The organism is Pseudomonas sp. GW821-FHT11D10 (assembly GCF_058808435.1).
Map to the genome: position 1 here is coordinate 12,675 of NZ_JBXARR010000006.1, position 17,808 is coordinate 30,482.

The 17,808-nt window shown below is 64.1% G+C and carries 2 protein-coding genes (1 of these 2 cut by a window edge); both read right to left on the minus strand.

What is annotated here, in order from left to right; translation table 11 throughout:
- Entirely contained in the window at positions 1 to 14,649 is a 14,649-nt protein-coding gene (locus AC1RT4_RS18545; RefSeq protein WP_493086875.1) for an amino acid adenylation domain-containing protein, read from the minus strand.
- Positions 14,646 to 17,808 carry the end of an amino acid adenylation domain-containing protein gene (locus tag AC1RT4_RS18550; protein ID WP_493086877.1) on the minus strand. 13,106 nt of this gene lie beyond the right edge of the window, so only the last 3,163 of its 16,269 coding nucleotides appear in the window; the start codon falls outside the window, past its right edge; it ends in the stop codon at positions 14,646 to 14,648. The genes AC1RT4_RS18545 and AC1RT4_RS18550 overlap by 4 nt, the downstream gene beginning before the upstream one ends.

The window sequence follows — 17,808 nt, forward strand, 5'->3', positions numbered from 1 at the left end:
TCAGGACAACACTTGACCCGCCGCCACCGTCAGCCCGTCATGCCACCACGCCGCGAGACTGAAGACGTTGGGCGCCTTGAGAATCGTGAAGTGGTTGCCGGGGCCGTACCACACCGCCAGATCCCTGGCCTCGCGCTGCCAGCCTTCGAGCATCGCCGCCTGTTCGCGCTGGTTGCCTGATGCGTCCAGCGTCGGGTCGTCCACCAGCGCCAGACGCACCGGCCCGGTGTAGGCCAGCGCCGGCCGATAGACCGTGCGCAACGCGGTGGCGAAGGTGCGCACCGGGCCCTGCATCGCGTCGAATGACGCGCGTTCGGACAGCACACCCGCGTGCACCATCCCGTCATGCAGCAGGCGCATTTGCGTGGCGTCGTCGGCTTCGGCGAAGGCCAGCGCATCGATGCACAGAGACTTGCCACTGGACAACTGAAGCGACTCGATCAGCCGCAACAACGCCGCTGTCGTGGTGTAAGGCTTGCCCACGACGCTGTTGCCGCCCGGTGATTCGCTGTCGATCAAGGTCAGGGACGCCACCTCGCGCCCCGCCGCCTGCAACTGCGCTGCCATCGCGTAAGCCACCCAGCCACCGAACGAATGCCCGATCAGATGCACCGGCCCTTGCGGGTACAACTGCTCAAGTGCCCGCAAGTAGAAGGTGGCGGCGCTTTCGACCCGGCTGTGCGGCACCGTCGCGCCGTCGAGACCTCGGGGTTGCAGCCCGTAAATCGGCCACTCCGGCCCCAGCGCTTCGGTCAGATGGATGAACCCGGTAACACTGTCGCCAGCCCCCGGCACACAAAAAATCGGCGCATGCCCGGCGTGACCGGTCTGGATCGTCAGCAGCGGCTGATAGGTTCGGGATTCGATGGCTGTCGAAGCCTGCAATGCCTGACTGAGTGCCTGACCGAGCACGTGCACATGCGGCGCCTGCATCATGCTCTGGTGATCGCCCGGCACATCGATGCAGCGCAACAGCGTGGATGCAATCTCGTCCGACCAGCCCAGAGTCGGGTGACGACGAGACAACTCCGTCGGATGCTCCTGCGCCCGGAACAAATGCAGCGGCAAGCCCAACGGATTGATCCGGTAATGCGCCAGCGCATGCCCGTGGGCGACCTCGCGGTCGAGGTAGTGCCAGAGGTCTTGAGGCGCGGCGGCGGCCATGTCCGGGTGCAGCAGTTGTTCTTCCCGGCAACGGCTCAACAGCGGCTGGAAGTCGATCTGTTCCAGCTCGGTCTGCAACAGCGCCAGATGCGCCAGCGCGGTTTGTCCCGCCTCGCCGCGCGTGGCCCAGTACATCGTGCAATGCTGCAGCAACTGGCGCTTGTGCGCATGCTCGTCGCTCCAGCGCGCCTTGCCCTGATCGGTCAGGCGCGGCACGAAGCTGTCGATCAGACCAACGAACGCCACTGCCTCATCCATGCCCAGCAACTGCATCGCCACTTCATAGGCCAGCACCCCGCCGAACGACCAGCCGGCCAGGCGATAAGGCCCTTGCGGCTGCACCGAACGGATGATTTCCACCATGCGTGCGGCGAGGCATTCCATGGTGCGCAGCGGTGCCTTGCCGAACGGAATGCCTGGCAGGCCGTAGATCGGGAAATCGCCGTCGATGTGCAACCCCAGCGCCGGGAAGTAGGCGTCCAGCCCGCTGAATTCATGGACCAGGAACAACGGCACACCGGTGCCACCGGCACGCACCACGACCAACCCGTCGTCCTGCTGCTCGATGCCCGTACGCTGGCTGAGCAAGGTGCCGAGCGACTCGATGCTGGCGTGCTGGAACAGCTCGGCCAGCGTCACCTCCAGGCCGTTCTGTTGCATCAGGTTGACCAGACGAATCGCCAGCAACGAGTGCCCGCCGAGTTCGAAGAAGTTGTCGTGACGACCGACCTGTTCGACCTGCAACACCTCGGCCCACATCTGCGCCAGTTTTTCCTCCAGCGGGTTGGCCGGGGCTTCGTAAACGCGGCTGAGCAGTGCGTCCTGTGCTGGGATCGGCAAAGCCTTGCGGTCGACTTTGCCGTTGTTGTTCAGCGGCAAGACGTCGAGTTGAACCCAGGCCGAGGGCACCATGTACTCCGGCAGACGTGCTTGCAGTTGCCCCCGCAAACTGGCGCTGTCGACGCCCTCTTCGGCCGTGAAATACGCCACGAGGCGCAGCGGTTCCTGGCCGTCCTGACGGGCCAGCACGATAGCTTCCTTGACCCCTTTGCAATTCAGCAGACGGTTTTCGATTTCGCCGAGTTCGATGCGGAAGCCGCGGATTTTCACCTGATCGTCGTTACGGCCGATGCACTCCAGTTGGCCCGGTGCGAGCCAGCGGGCCAAGTCGCCGGTGCGGTACAGCAGCGCACCCGGTTGGTCACTGAAAGGATCTTGCAGGAATTTCTCGGCGGTCAGATCCGGGCGGTTCAGATACCCCAACGCCACGCCCTGGCCGCCGATGTACAGCTCGCCGGTCACGCCCATTGGCACCGGTTGCTGGCGGGCGTCGAGTACGTAGACCTGGGTGTTGGAGATCGGGCTGCCAATTGGCACGCTTTCGGCATCGTCCGCCACTTCGCGCACTTCGAAGGTTGTGGCGTAGGTGGTGGTTTCAGTCGGGCCGTAGCAGTGGACGATGCGCAGGTTTGGCGCCTCGGCCAGCAAGCGGCGGAAAGCTGCCGGATCAGCGCGTTCGCCGCCGCAGAGCACAATGCGCAGGCCCCTCAGTGCCTCGGGGATCAGTTGTACGTACTGGTTGAACAGCGCCGTGGTGACGAACAGGATTGTGGCGCCGGTGTTGGCCAGTTCACGTCCGAAGGCCTGCGGATCAAGCAAGGTCGCATGGTCGATCACTACCACTCGCCCGCCGTTGAGCAGCGGCCCCCAGACGTCCATGGTGCTGGCGTCAAACGCCGGATTGGAGGCAAACGCCACACGGTCCTGCGGGTTGAAATCCGCATAACCGTTGTTGATCACCAGCCGGCCGATCGCCCGGTGCGGCACCATCACCCCTTTCGGCGTGCCGGTGGAACCGGAGGTGTACATGATGTAAGCCAGAGATTCGGAAGACTGCGGCAGATCCGGGTTGTGGACCGGTTGTGCGTCCAACGACAGCAAATCCAGATCAATCCGGTGCACCGCGTAATCAACCGCCTCAGCGCTCAAGGTCAGCAGTGCTTTCGCCCCGCAATCCTCAACCATGAACGCCTGACGCTCGGCCGGTGCGTTGATGTCCAGCGGCACATAAGCCGCCGCGCACTTGCCGATGGCCAGTTGCGCGACCACCAGATCCAGCGAACGCGGCAGCAGAATCGCCACATGATCACCCGGTTGCACGCCCTGCCCGATCAGATAATGGGCCAGTCGGTTGGCCCGTTGATTCAGCTCTTCATAGGTCAACGCCGCGCGGCCATGCACCGCCGCCACCGCTCGCGGATGCAGTTTCACTTGCTGCTCAAACAGTCCATGAACCGTCGACCCCGACGGGTATTCCCGCTGGGTGGCATTGAACCCGACCAGCAACTCCCGACGTTCATCCGGCGGCAAAATCGACAACTGATCGACGCCCAGTTGCGGCGTCTGCTCCAAAGCCTGCAACAGGCTGCCAACCGCAAGGTGCATGTAGTCACAGATTCGCCCGGCATCAATCCCGGCCGTGGTCAACGCGGTCAGGCTGAAGTCTTCGCCCAGATCATCGACGCTCAGGCTCAGGCGGTAGTTGCTGCGTTCTTCGGCATCGAGCAACTGCATGCCTTGCCATGCCGCCAGGACCTCAGCGGACGGCGTGCCTCCGCCACCACTGTGGCGGTAATTGAACAACGCATTGAACAGCGACGCCCCCGGCGCCATGGCGCTGCAACGCTGCACCAGCGCCAGCGGCGCGTGTTCGTGATGCAGCAAGCGGTTCAAGCGCTGATGGGTCGCCAGCACGGCCTCTCTTACCGATTGCCCGCCCAGATCGATGCGCAGCGGCAAGGTATTGATGAACACCCCCAGCGCCCGCTCGGCCCCTTCACCGCCGTGCAAGCGGCCGAGCAACACCGTGCCGAACACCACGTTTTCACGCCCCGACAGTTGCCCCAGCACGTTGGCCCAGGCCAGGTGCATCAGGCTCGCGGCGCTGACGCCCAGACGTCTGGCCTTGGCCCTGACCCGCTGGCTCAACGCGGTGTCCAGCAACCGCTGCGCATGCCCGTTGCCGTTGTCCGCGACAGAGCCCTGGCCATACGGCAGGGTCGGTTCGTCGATATCGCCGAGCATGTCGCGGAAGAACGTTTCATGCTCCTCCTCGCTCAGCCCCGAGCGCGTGCGGGCGACGTAAGTGCGATACGGCACCGGTTCGGCCAGATGCCGAACCTGACCTGACAGAACCGCCTGCATCTCGTGGCGCAGCACTTCCAGTGCAATGTGATCCATGACCAGGTGATGGAACAGCAACAGCGCCACCACGCGCCGGTTTACCGCATCCCAGCCGTGCACCACGCGCATCAGCGGCGCCTGCGTGACGGCCATGCGGTACTGCCGGGCATCGAAGCGGCTGCGCAACTGGCTCAGCGCATCGACTTCACCAACGTCCAGTTCGACCGTTTCACACACCAGCGATGCCTGGCGCCAGACCACTTGCACCGGCTCTTGCAGACCGTCCCAGAACAGCGACGTACGCAGGATGTCATGGCGTTCGATCACGGCCTGCAGGGCTTCGGCGAATACCCGCAGACGTGACTCGTCGGCAAAGGCGAACTGCGCCTGCAGCACATACGGATCGCCCTGTGGCGCCGACAAGTGATGGAACAAAATGCCGGCCTGCAACGGCGCCAGCGGGTAAATGTCCTGCACATTGGCCGCGCCGCCGGGGATGCTGGCGACGATGCGGTCGATGGCGGGCTGGTCCAGTGCAACCAGCGGCAGCATGTCCGGGGTGATGTGTTTGCAGTCCGGTGCAATACGGTTGGCCGGGATTTCGCTCTCCGTTTCATCGCCGACCGCGGCAGCCAGTGCAGCGAGCGTCGGCTGATTGAACAGCACGCGCACGTCGGCGGCCAGACCGACATGGCGCATCCGCGCCACCAGGTTGACGGCCATCAGCGAATGCCCGCCCAACTCGAAGAAGTTGTCGTGGCGCCCTACTCGCTCCACCTTGAGCAGTTCGGCCCAGAGTCCGGCGAGGAGGATTTCCACCTCGCCGACCGGGGCTTCGTATTCGCGGGTGATGACTGCACTCTGATCTGGTGCCGGCAAGGCCTTGCGGTCGAGCTTGCCGTTGGGGCTCAGCGGCAGCGTCTCCAGATGCACGAACACTGCGGGCACCATGTAATCCGGCAGGTGTTCCAGCAGATGGCTGCGCAGTACGTCGATTTCCAGTCGGGCGCCGGTGTAATAGGCGACCAGACGTTTGTCTCCCGGCACATCTTCGCGAGCCAGCACGGCCGCTTCCTGCACGCCTCCGATGTCGGTGAGGCGGGACTGGATTTCACCGAGTTCGATGCGCAGGCCACGGATCTTCACTTGATCGTCATTGCGGCCCAGGTATTCGATGTTGCCGTCGGCCAGATAACGGGCGACGTCGCCGGTGCGGTACATGCGGCCGTTGGGCTGGAACGGATCGTTGAGGAAACGCTCGGCGCTCAGCTCTGGGCGATTCAGGTAACCGCGCGCCACTTGCACGCCACCGATGTACAGCTCGCCGACCACGCCTTGCGGTACTGGTTGCTGCTGGGCATCGAGGATGTACATGCGGGTGTTGGCGATCGGTTTGCCGATCGGGGTGTTGTCCGGTGTGGTGTCAATTGGTCCGGCGCAATCCCAAGCCGTAACGTCCACTGCCGCTTCGGTCGGGCCGTACAGGTTATGCAAGCCGCTACCCAACAATTGCTGCTTGAAGCGCCGCACCAGACTGCCCGGCAACGCTTCGCCGCTGCACATCACCTGACGCAAACCGTTGCAACGCGCGGTGTCGCCATGGGCAAGGAACACATCGAGCATCGACGGCACGAAGTGCAGCGTAGTGATCTGCTCGCGCTCGATCACTTCACTCAGGTACAGCGGATCCTTGTGGCCGCCAGGACGCGCCATGACCAATCGGGCGCCAGTCATCAGTGGCCAGAAGAACTCCCACACCGACACGTCGAAGCTGAACGGCGTCTTTTGCAGCACTGAATCTTCAGCCGTCAGGCAATAAGCGTCCTGCATCCACAGCAAGCGATTGACAACCCCACTGTGCTCGTTGATCACGCCTTTCGGCTGACCGGTGGAGCCCGAGGTGTAGATCACGTAAGCCGTGTGCTGCGACGTCAGTCCATCGACCGAAAGATTATCGGCCGACAACGATTGCCAAGTGTCGTGTTCCAGATCGACCACCGGCACCGAAACTTCCCCCAGCAAGGCCCGAGTCGAACCCTGCACCAACACCGCCGACGGCGCACTGTCCTCCAGCATGTACGCCAGACGCTCCAGCGGATACGCCGGATCCAGCGGCACATAACCACCGCCGGCCTTCAAAATGGCCAGCAACCCGACCACCATCTCCAGCCCCCGCTCGACACAGATCGCCACCCGCGCATCCGGGCCAACGCCCAGTCCGCGCAAGTGATGCGCCAAACGATTGGCCCGAGCATTCAGCTCGGCATAACTCATTCGCTGTTCGCCGGAAAGCACCGCCACAGCCTGCGGCGACCGCGCGACCTGCGCCTCGAACAAACCATGAATGCTCTGCTGAAGGTCGTAATCAACGTCAGTGGCATTGAAGCCATACAACAAATGCCGACGCTCATCCTCCGCCAGCACACCCACCTGCTCCAGCAGCGCCTGATCGTTGCCGACCATGGCCTGCAACAGCCGCTGCAAATAACCGGCATAACGCTGAACCGTCGATTCGTCGAACAGCGCCGTGGCGTATTCCAGCGAACCCCGGATCACGCCTTGCGCCTCGCCCAACGTCAGCGACAGATCAAACTTGGCAAAGTGGCTCGGCTCGGCCACGCCTTCCAGCGTCAGGTCACCGAGGGCCAGCGTTGCACCGCTGCCGCTGTCCCAGCTCAGCAGCGTCTGGAATAACGGGCTGTGGGACAGGCTGCGCACTGGCCGGGTGATTTCCACCACCTGCTCGAACGGCAGATCCTGATGGGCCTGCGCCGCAAGCGTGCACGCCTTGACCCGCGCCAGCAGCGCCTCGACGCTCAGCGCGCCCGAGGTGTCGATGCGCACGGCGAGCGTGTTGACGAACAACCCGATCAGCCCTTCGATTTCCGCCCGGTTACGGTTCGCGACCGGCGAGCCGATCACCACATCCGACTGCCCGGACAAGCGACCGAGCAACATCGCCCACGCGCTCATCACCGCCATGTACGGCGTCACGCCGTGGCGTTGGCACAGCGCCTTCAGGCCCGCGCTCAAATGTTCATCCAGCCGGATGTCGACACTGCTGCCCGCATAATCCTGCTGGGCCGGACGTGGACGATCGGTCGGCAACATCAACAGTGCCGGCGCACCGGCCAGGGTCTGCTGCCAGTAATCGCTCTGACGCTGCAACACTTCGCCGCTCAGCCAGCGGCGCTGCCACACGGCGTAATCGGTGTACTGCAACGCCAGCGGCGGCAGCGGATCGGCCTCGCCATGGCTGAACGCCTGATACAGCGCCATCAGTTCGCGGGTCAGCACACCCATCGACCAGCCATCGGAGACGATGTGGTGCAGGGTCAGCAACAGCACATGATGATCATCGGCGAGTCGCACCAGACGCCCGCGAATCAGCGGATCGTCCTGCAAATCGAACGGCCCCGACGCTTCGCCCTGAATCAGCGCCTGCAAGGCTTCGTCGGCCTGCGGGTGCTGGCGCAAGTCTTCGACCCGCAGCAGCACACCGCTGTCGAGCGGCGCGATCAGCACCTGGGCTTCCTCGTTGAACTGGGCAAAACGGCTGCGCAGGGTTTCGTGACGCTCGACGATTCGCACCAGTGCCTGTTGCAGGGCCGCTTCATCGAGGCGACCACGCAGGCGCAGGCCGAGCGGAATGTTGTAAGCGGTGTTGGCGCCTTCCAGCTGGGACATGAACCACAGGCGTTGCTGGGCGAACGACAACGGCAGCGCGCCCTCGCGTGGCGCCGGCCTGATTACCGGTTGCGTGCAGCGTCCGGCCTCGGCCAGCACTTCGGCCACAGCGGCGAGTTCGGCGTTGGCGAACAGCTCGGCGAGGGTCAGTTCCACCCCCAGTCGCTGGCGCACCTGAGACAGCATGCGCATCGCCAGTAACGAGTGGCCGCCCAGCTCGAAAAAGTGATCCTGACGTCCGACCTGCTCGACCTGCAGCACCTCGGCCCAGATCTGCGCCAAGGTGATTTCAAGCTCACCTTGCGGCGCCTGATAGTCGCGGGTGAACAAGGCGCTGCGATCCGGCGCCGGCAGTGCCTTGCGGTCGACCTTGCCGTTGGCGGTCAGCGGCAATGCATCGAGTCTTACGAACGCCGCCGGCACCATGTATTCCGGCAATTGACTCAGCAGGTGCGCCCGCAGGTCAGCCACGGCCAGCGGTTCGACCTGCGTCTGTTCGGTGAAATACGCCACTAGTCGCACCTGACCCGGTTCGTCTTCGCGGGCTACCAGCACCGCTTCCTGAATACCGGACAACTGATTGAGGCGGGTTTCGATTTCGCCGAGTTCGACACGCACACCGCGGATTTTCACCTGATCGTCGTTGCGCCCCAGGTACTCGATGGAACCGTCGGCGCGCCAGCGCGCCAGGTCGCCGGTGCGATACATCCGGCCGTGGTTGAACGGGTCGCGCAGGAATCGTTCTTCGGTCAGATCCGGACGATTCAGATAACCCCGGGCCACACCAGCGCCACCCACATACAGTTCCCCCGCCACGCCAACCGGCACCGGGCGCTGCTGTTCATCGAGCAGGTACACCGTCGCGTTGGCGATCGGCTTGCCGATGTGCAGCGCCTGCCCCGCTTCGACAATGCCCGAGGTGGCAACCACCGTGGCCTCGGTCGGACCGTAGTTGTTGACCACATCGAACGACTGCTGACGGTTGAACTGACGCAGACGGTCGCCGCCGATCAGCAGCGTGCGCAGGGTCGGGTGTTCCAGGTTCTGGCTGAAGGCGTATTCGGCCACCGGTGTCGGCAGGAAACTCACATCCAGCGGTTGCGCGCACCACCAGTCAAGCAACGCGTCCACGTCTTCGCTGCCGTCACGGGCCGGCGCCAGATGCAGGGTCGCGCCGGCACACAGGGCCGGCCAGACTTCCCATGCCATGGCGTCGAAGCCGAAACCGGCAAGGCTTGAAGTGTGGCGCCCGGCGCACAGGTCGAACGCCTTGCAGTGCCAGTCGACGAGGTTGCTCAAGGTGTGGTGTTCGACCATCACGCCCTTGGGCAGACCGGTGGAGCCCGAGGTGTAGATGACGTAGGCCAGGTGTTCGCTGGTCATGTCAGGCACTTGCGGATTGCCGGTCTCGGAGTCCGGCCAGACCTGCAGATCGAGGTCGATCACTGGCACGTCCAGCTCCGGCAGGCGTTCACGCAAATTACTCAGGCACAACACGGCCACTGGCGCACTGTCGCTCAACAGATAGTTCAAGCGCTCCGCCGGGTGTGCCGGGTCCGCTGGCACATAACCGGCCCCGGCCTTGAGAACAGCCACCAGCCCGACCAACGTGTCGAGCCCGCGCCGGGCAACGATGGCCACCCGATCATCGGGGCGAACACCCATCCCGATCAGGTGATGGGCCAACGTGTTGGCCTGTCGGTTCAGTTCGGCAAAGGTCAACGCCTGCCCCTGGCTGACCGCCGCAACCGCTTCGGGTCGCTCGATCACTTGCGCTTCGAACCGCTGCGCAATGGTCAACCCCGACACAAACTCAGCGTGCGTGTCGTTGAACGCAACCAGCAACTGCTCGCGCTCGTGAGCCTGAACCATGTCGAGCTGTTCCAGCGCCACCTGATCGTTGGCAACCATCCCGCGCAGCAACTGCTCGAAGTAGCCGGCGTAACGCTGGATGGTCGACTCATCGAACAACGCCGTGGCGTATTCCAGCACGCCGCGAATGCCCTCGCGGGTTTCGCCCAGGGTCAGCGACAGGTCGAACTTGGCGAAACGGGTCGGGCCGGCCACGCTTTCCAGCGCCAGCTCACCCAACTCCAGCGCAGGTCCGACGCTGTTTTCCCAGCTCAAGGTGTTCTGGAACAACGGGCTGTGGGACAGACTGCGCGCCGGCCGGGTGACTTCCACCACCTGCTCGAATGGCAGATCCTGATGAGCCTGCGCCTCAAGCGTGCACGCCTTGACCCGCGCCAGCAGTGCCTCGACGCTGAGCCCGCCGGAGGTGTCGATGCGCAGGGCCAGGGTATTGATGAACAACCCGATCAGCCCTTCGATTTCCGCCCGGCCACGATTGGCAATCGGCGAGCCGATCACAACGTCCGACTGCCCGGACAAGCGACCGAGCAACACCGCCCAGGCGCTTACCATCGTCATGTACATCGTCACGCCGTGCCGCTGACTCAGCGCCTTGAGCCCGGCGCTCAGTGGCTCGTCGAGCCGGAACTCGACACTGCTGCCGGTGTAATCCTGTTGCGCCGGACGCGGACGATCGGTCGGCAGCACCAGCAAGGTCGGGACCCCGGCCAGATTCTGCTGCCAGTAATCGCTCTGCCGTTGCAGCACTTCACCGCTCAACCAGCGGCGTTGCCAGATCGCGTAGTCGGCATATTGCAGCGCCAGTGGCGGCAGCGGATCGGCTTCGCCATGGCTGAACGCCTGATACAGCGCCATCAGTTCACGGGTCAGCACGCCCATCGACCAGCCATCGGAGATGATGTGATGCAGGGTCAGCAGCAACACATGGTGATCGTCTGCCAACCGCACCAGTCGCCCGCGAATCAAAGGATCGTGCTGCAGATCGAACGGGGTCGAAGCCTGTTCACGGATCAACGCCTGCAAGGCTTCGTCGGCGTGTGGATGCTGACGCAGATCCTCGACCCGCAGCAGCACTGCGCTGTCGAGCGCCGCGATCGTCACTTGCACGTCATCGTGGTGCGGGACAAAACGGCTGCGCAGGGTTTCATGACGCTCGACGATCCGCACCAGTGCCCGTTGCAGCGCCGCCTCGTCGAGATGGCCGCGCAGGCGCAGGCCCAACGGAATGTTGTAGGCCGTGTTGACCCCTTCCATCCGCGCCAGAAACCACAGCCGTTGCTGGGCAAAGGACAGCGGCAGTGAACCGTCGCGAGGCACTGGAACCATCGCCGGTTGCGAGCTGCGCCCGGCCTGGGCCAGCACCTCGGCGACCGCCGCCAGTTCGGCATTGGCGAACAACTCGCTCAGGGCCAGTTCAACGCCCAGGCGTTGGCGAATCTGGGACACCATGCGCATCGCCAGCAGCGAATGCCCCCCCAGTTCGAAGAAGTGATCCCGGCGCCCGACCCGCTCGACCTGCAACACTTCGCCCCAGATCCGCGCCAGCGCGGTTTCCAGTTCGCCTTGCGGTGCTTCGTACTCGCGAGTGAACAGCGCCGCGCGATCCGGCGCCGGCAAGGCCTTGCGGTCAACCTTGCCGTTGGCGGTCAGCGGCAACGCGTCCAGTCGCACGAACGCCGTCGGCACCATGTACTCGGGCAACTGCGCCAGCAAGCAGGCGCGCAGCTCAGCCACCGGTTGCGGTTCGACCTGAGCCTGTTCGGTGTAATAGGCGACAAGGCGTGGCTGGCCGGGTTCGTCTTCACGGGCCAGCAATACCGCTTCCTGAATACCGGGGAGCTGGTTGAGCCGGGTTTCAATCTCGCCCAGCTCGATGCGCACGCCGCGAATTTTCACCTGGTCGTCGTTGCGTCCCAGGTATTCGAGAGTGCCGTCGCTTTGCCAACGTGCGAGGTCACCGGTGCGGTACATGCGCCCGCTGTTGAACGGATCGTCCAGAAAGCGTTCAGCCGTCAGTTCCGGACGATTCAGATAGCCCCGGGCAACCCCGGCGCCACCGACATACAACTCCCCCGCCACGCCGATGGGCACCGGGCGTTGCTGCTCATCCAGCAGATAGACCGTGGCATTGCTCACCGGCCGACCGATGTGCAGCGCCTGCCCGGCGTCGACCTTGCCCGAGGTCGCCACCACCGTGGCTTCGGTCGGGCCGTAGTTGTTGATCACATCGAAATGCTGGTGACGGCTGAACTGCCGCAGGCGATCGCCGCCGATCAGCAGTGTGCGCAAGGTCGGGTGTTCGAGGTTTTGACTGAAGGCGTATTCGGCCACCGGCGTGGGCAGGAAGCTCACGTCCAGCGGCTGCGCGCACCACCAGCCGAGCAAGGCGTCGATGTCTTCGTTGCCGTCGCGGGTCGGCGCCAGGTGCAGGGTCGCACCAGCACACAGGGCCGGCCAGACTTCCCAGGCCATGGCGTCGAAGCCGAAGCCGGCAAGGCTTGAAGTGTGGCGGCCGGCGCACAGATCGAACGCGCCACAGTGCCAGTCGACGAGGTTGGACAGGGTGCGGTGTTCGACCATCACGCCCTTGGGCAGACCGGTCGAGCCCGAGGTGTAGATCACGTAAGCCAGATGCTCGTTGGTCAGCCCCGGCAGCTGCGGGTCGAGGGCCGGGCTCAGCGGCCAGGTGCGGCGGTCGAGGTCGATCACCGGGACGTCCAGCGTCGGCAACCGATCACGCAGATCGCTCTGGGTCAGCACCACCACCGGAGCGCTGTCGCTGAGCAGGTAGCTCAGGCGCTCGGCCGGATGCGCCGGGTCGACCGGCACGTAACCGGCGCCGGCCTTGAGAATCGCCAGCAACCCCGCCAGCGTATCCAGCCCTCGGCGGGCAACGATGGCCACACGATCATCGGGGCGAACGCCCAGGCTGATCAGATGATGGGCCAGGGCGTTGGCGTGCAGGTTCAGTTCGGCGTAGGTGACTTGCTCACCCAAGAACACCGCCGCCACCACTTCCGGTCGTTCGATGACTTGCGCCTCGAAACGTTGGTGAATCGTCAGCCCTTGCGGATAGTCGGCCTGGGTCGCATTGAAGCCGCGCAGGATCTGCTCGCGCTCCGCGTCCGGCAGGATCGGCACCTGGCTGATCGGCGAATCCGGAGCCTGTTCCAGCGCTGACACCAGACCGTTCAGGGCACCGAGCATGTAATCGCACACCCGTTGCGGATCGACCTCAGTGGTGGCGAGCAAGGTCAGGCTGAAGGCGTCGCCCAGGTCATCGATACTCAGGGTCAGCGGATAATTGGTGCGTTCTTCCGAATGCAGGGTGGTGATGCCCTCCCACGCGGACAGGGTTTGTGCGCTGGCCGATCCGACGCCATGGCTGTGACGGTAATTGAGCAAAGCGCTGAACAGCGGCGTCGGTGCGGCCACGCTGCTGCAACGCTGGGCCAGCGCCAGCGGCGCGTGTTCATGGCGCATCAAGGTGGTCAGGCGCGCGTGGGTCGCCTGCACGGCGTTGCGCACGCTCTGGGTGTCGACATCGACCCGCACCGGCAAGGTGTTGATGAAGATGCCCAGCGCACGGTCGGTGGCTTCGGCGCCTTGCAGACGGCCCATCAACACTGTGCCGAACACCACGCATTGCTTGCCGGCAAGCGTGGCCAGCACCTGCGCCCAGGCCAGGTGGAACAGACTGGCCGCGCTCACCCCAAGCTGCCGCGCCTGCCCCCGCAGGCGTTGGCCCAATGCTGACTCCACCGGCACGCTCAACTCGGTGATGCCGTGCCCGTCGCCTTGCACATCCTGCAGGCCGAACGGCAAGGTTGGTTCGTCGATATCACCGAGCATGTCGCGGAAGAACGCCTCGTGCTCGGTTTCGCTGACACCCAGCCGCGCCTGCGCCACGTAGTCACGGAACGCGACCGGCCGCCCCAGCAGATCGCCCTGCCCCGTGAGGAACGCGCGCATCTCATGCCGCACCACATCGAGTGCCGAGTGATCCAGCGCCATGTGGTGGAACAGCAGCGTCGCAACGACTCGTTGTCCGGTTTCGTCCCAGGCATGGGCCAGGCGCATCATCGGCGCCCGGCCCACATCCATGCGGAACTCCCGGGCGTCGAAACACTCGTGCAAGTACGCCAGTGCATCGCCTTCGGCATCGATCTCTTCCACCGGCAATTCGGCCTGACGCCAGACCACTTGCTGCGGTGTATCCAGTCCATCCCACACCACCGCCGTACGCAGAATGTCGTGGCGATCGATCACGGCCTGCAAAGCCTCAACGAACGCGTCCAAGCGCCCGCGATCGGCAAAAGCGAAATGCGCCTGCATCACGTAGGGATCACCCTGCGTGGCGCTGACATGGTGGTAAAGAATGCCTTCCTGCAACGGCGCCAGCGGGTAGATGTCCTGCACATTGGCGGCGCCACCCGGCACGTCGGCGACCAGACGGTCGATGGTTGTTTGATCGAGTTCGGCCAGGGTCAGCATTGCCGGGGTAATGCGCGTGGTGCCGGGTGCAATGCCATTGGCCGGCACCTCGACCTGGCCGCTCTTGGTTGCTGAATATTGCCCGGCCTTGATCAGTTCGATCAGCGCCGGTTTGTGCTCGCGCAACAGCGCCAGCACCGCCGGATCGCTCAGCGCCTGTTTGTTGCCCTGTACGCGCAACTGGTCGTCGGTGACCGCCAACTGGATGTCTTTAGCCTTGAGTGTTGCCAACAGTTCGATCACGTTCACAGGACGATCTCCATTCTTTCCGTAATTGCGGCGTAACCGGCCAGGGTCGGTTGTTCGAACAACGCCCTGACCTCGGCTTCCATGCCTTCCTGACGTAACCGGCCGATCAGACTGACCGCCAGCAATGAGTGCCCGCCCAGTTCAAAAAAGTTGTCGTGGCGCCCTACTCGCTCCACGTTGAGCAGTTCGGCCCAGAGGCCTGCGAGGAGAATTTCCACTTCGCCGACCGGGGCTTCGTATTCGCGGGTGATGACTGAGGCCTGATCCGGTGCTGGCAGGGCCTTGCGGTCGAGCTTGCCGTTCGGGCTCAGTGGCAGTGCGTCCAGATGCACGAACACTGCGGGCACCATGTAATCCGGCAGGTGCTCGAGCAGGTGACCACGCAGCACATCGATTTCCAGCCGGGCGCCGGTGTAGTAAGCGACCAGGCGCTTGTCTCCCGGTACGTCCTCGCGGGCCAGCACCGCCGCTTCCTGCACGCCGCCGATGTCGGTCAGGCGGGACTGGATTTCACCGAGTTCGATGCGCAGGCCACGGATCTTTACTTGGTCGTCGTTGCGGCCCAGGTATTCGATGTTGCCGTCGGCCAGATAGCGGGCGACGTCGCCGGTGCGGTACATCCGGCCCTTGGGCTGGAATGGATCCTGAAGGAAACGCTCGGCGCTGAGTTCAGGGCGATTCAGGTAACCGCGCGCCACTTGCACGCCGCCGATGTACAGCTCGCCCACCACGCCTTGCGGTACCGGTTGTTGCTGGGCATCGAGGATGTACATACGGGTGTTGGCGATTGGTTTGCCGATGGGCGTGTTGTCCGGTGTGGTGTCGATTGGCCCGGCGCAATCCCACGCGGTAACGTCCACCGCCGCTTCGGTCGGGCCGTAGAGGTTGTGCAATCCAGAGCCCGACAATTGCTGCTTGAAGCGCCGTACCAGACTGCCCGGCAACGCTTCACCGCTGCACATCACCTGACGCAAGCCGTTGCAACGTGCGGTGTCGCCATGGGCGAGGAACACGTCGAGCATCGACGGTACGAAGTGCAGCGTAGTGATCTGCTCGCGTTCGATGACTTCGCTCAGGTACAGCGGATCCTTATGCCCGCCCGGACGAGCCATGACCAATCGGGCGCCAGTCATCAATGGCCAGAAGAACTCCCAGACCGAGACGTCGAAGCTGAACGGTGTTTTCTGAAGCACTGAATCTTCAGCCGTCAGGCAATAAGCGTCCTGCATCCACAGCAAGCGGTTGACCACCCCGGAATGCTCGTTGATCACGCCTTTCGGCTGACCGGTGGAGCCCGAGGTATAAATCACGTAGGCCGTGTGCTGCGGAGTCAGTCCATCGACCGAAGGGTTATCGGCCGACAACGTTTGCCAGGTTTGGTGATCCAGATCGACCACCGGCACCGCCACCTCACCCAGCAAGGCGCGAGTCGAGCCCTGCACCAACACCGCCGACGGTGCGCTGTCCTCCAGCATGTAGGCCAGACGTTCCAGCGGATACGCCGGATCCAGCGGCACATAACCGCCGCCGGCCTTCAGAATCGCCAGCAACCCGACCACCATCTCCAGCCCCCGCTCGACGCAAATCGCCACCCGCGCATCCGGGCCAACGCCCAAGCTGCGCAAGTGATGAGCCAGTCGATTGGCCCGAGCATTCAGCTCGGCATAACTCAGTCGCTGTTCACCGGAAAGTACCGCCACAGCCTGCGGCGACCGCGCGACCTGCGCCTCGAACAAACCATGAATGCTCTGCTCAAGGTCGTAGCCGACGTCCGTAGCATTAAAGTCGAACAACAACCGCTGCCGCTCCGCCCCCTCAAGAATCGGCAAGCGATTCATGGCCTGCGTCGGTGCCTGCTCCAATGCCTCCACCAACGCCAACAACGCCGTCTGCATGTAACCGCAAATCCGCTGCGCGCCAATGTCCGCCGGCACCATGGCAATCAGCGAGAAGCCGTTGCCCAGGTCATCGACGTTCAGGCTCAGCGGGTAGTTGGTGCGCTCTTCACTGCTCAGGGTCTCGATGCCCTTCCAGGCCTGAACCACGCTGTCCGCATGCTCGGCGCCGTGGCTGTGTCGATAGTTGAGCATCGCGCTGAACAACGGCGACGGTGCCGCGATCCCGCTGCAACGCTGGGCCAATGCCAGCGAAGCATGCTCATGCCCCAGCAACGCGGTGAGACGCTGATGCGTCGCCTTGACCGCTTCGCGCACCGGGGTTTCGCCCAGATCCACCCGCAGCGGCAAGGTGTTGATGAACATCCCGAGCGCACGGTCGGCGCCCTGACCGCCCTGCATCCGGCCCATCAGCACCGTGCCGAACACCACATTGTCCTGCCCGGACGTCGCCGCCAATACCTGGGCCCATGCGAGGTGGAACAGGCTGGCCACACTGATGCCCAGCTGCCGTGCCTGACTGCGCAGACGCAGGTTCAGTCCGTTGTCGAGCGCCTGCTGCACTTCCTCGATGCCGCGCCCATCACCACGCACATCGCGCAGGCTGAACGGCAGGGTCGGCTCGTCGATGTCGCCGAGCATGTCGCGGAAAAACGCTTCATGCTCCTGCTCGGTGACACCCAGCCGCGCCTGCGCCACGTAATTGCGATACGGCACCGCCGCCGGCAGCGGCTCGTCAGCCCTGCGCAGGTACGCCTGCATTTCATGGCGCACCACTTCCAGCGCGGTGTGGTCGAGCACGATGTGATGGAACAGCAGCATCGCCACCACCCGGTCATGGACTGGATCGCGGGCGTACACCAACCGCAGCAATGGCGCCTGAGCGATGTCGAGGCGGTAATGCCGCGCATCGAACCGGGCATGCAGTTGTTCAAGAATGTCGCCGGCCGCAGCTTCGAGCATGACCTCCTGCACCACCAGTTCAGCCCGACGCCACACGACCTGCACCGGCACGCTCAAGCCTTCCCACACCACGCCCGTGCGCAGAACGTCATGGCGGTCGATGACGTGTTGCAACGCCGCGCTGAATCGCTGCATACGTTCAAGGCTATCGAACGCGATACGCGATTGCAGCAGGTAAGGATCGCCCTCGCCCGCACTCAAGTGGTGGTAAAGAATGCCTTCCTGCAACGGCGCCAACGGATAAATATCCTGCACGTTCGCGGCGCCGCCCGGCACGCTGGACACTACGCGCTCGATAGCG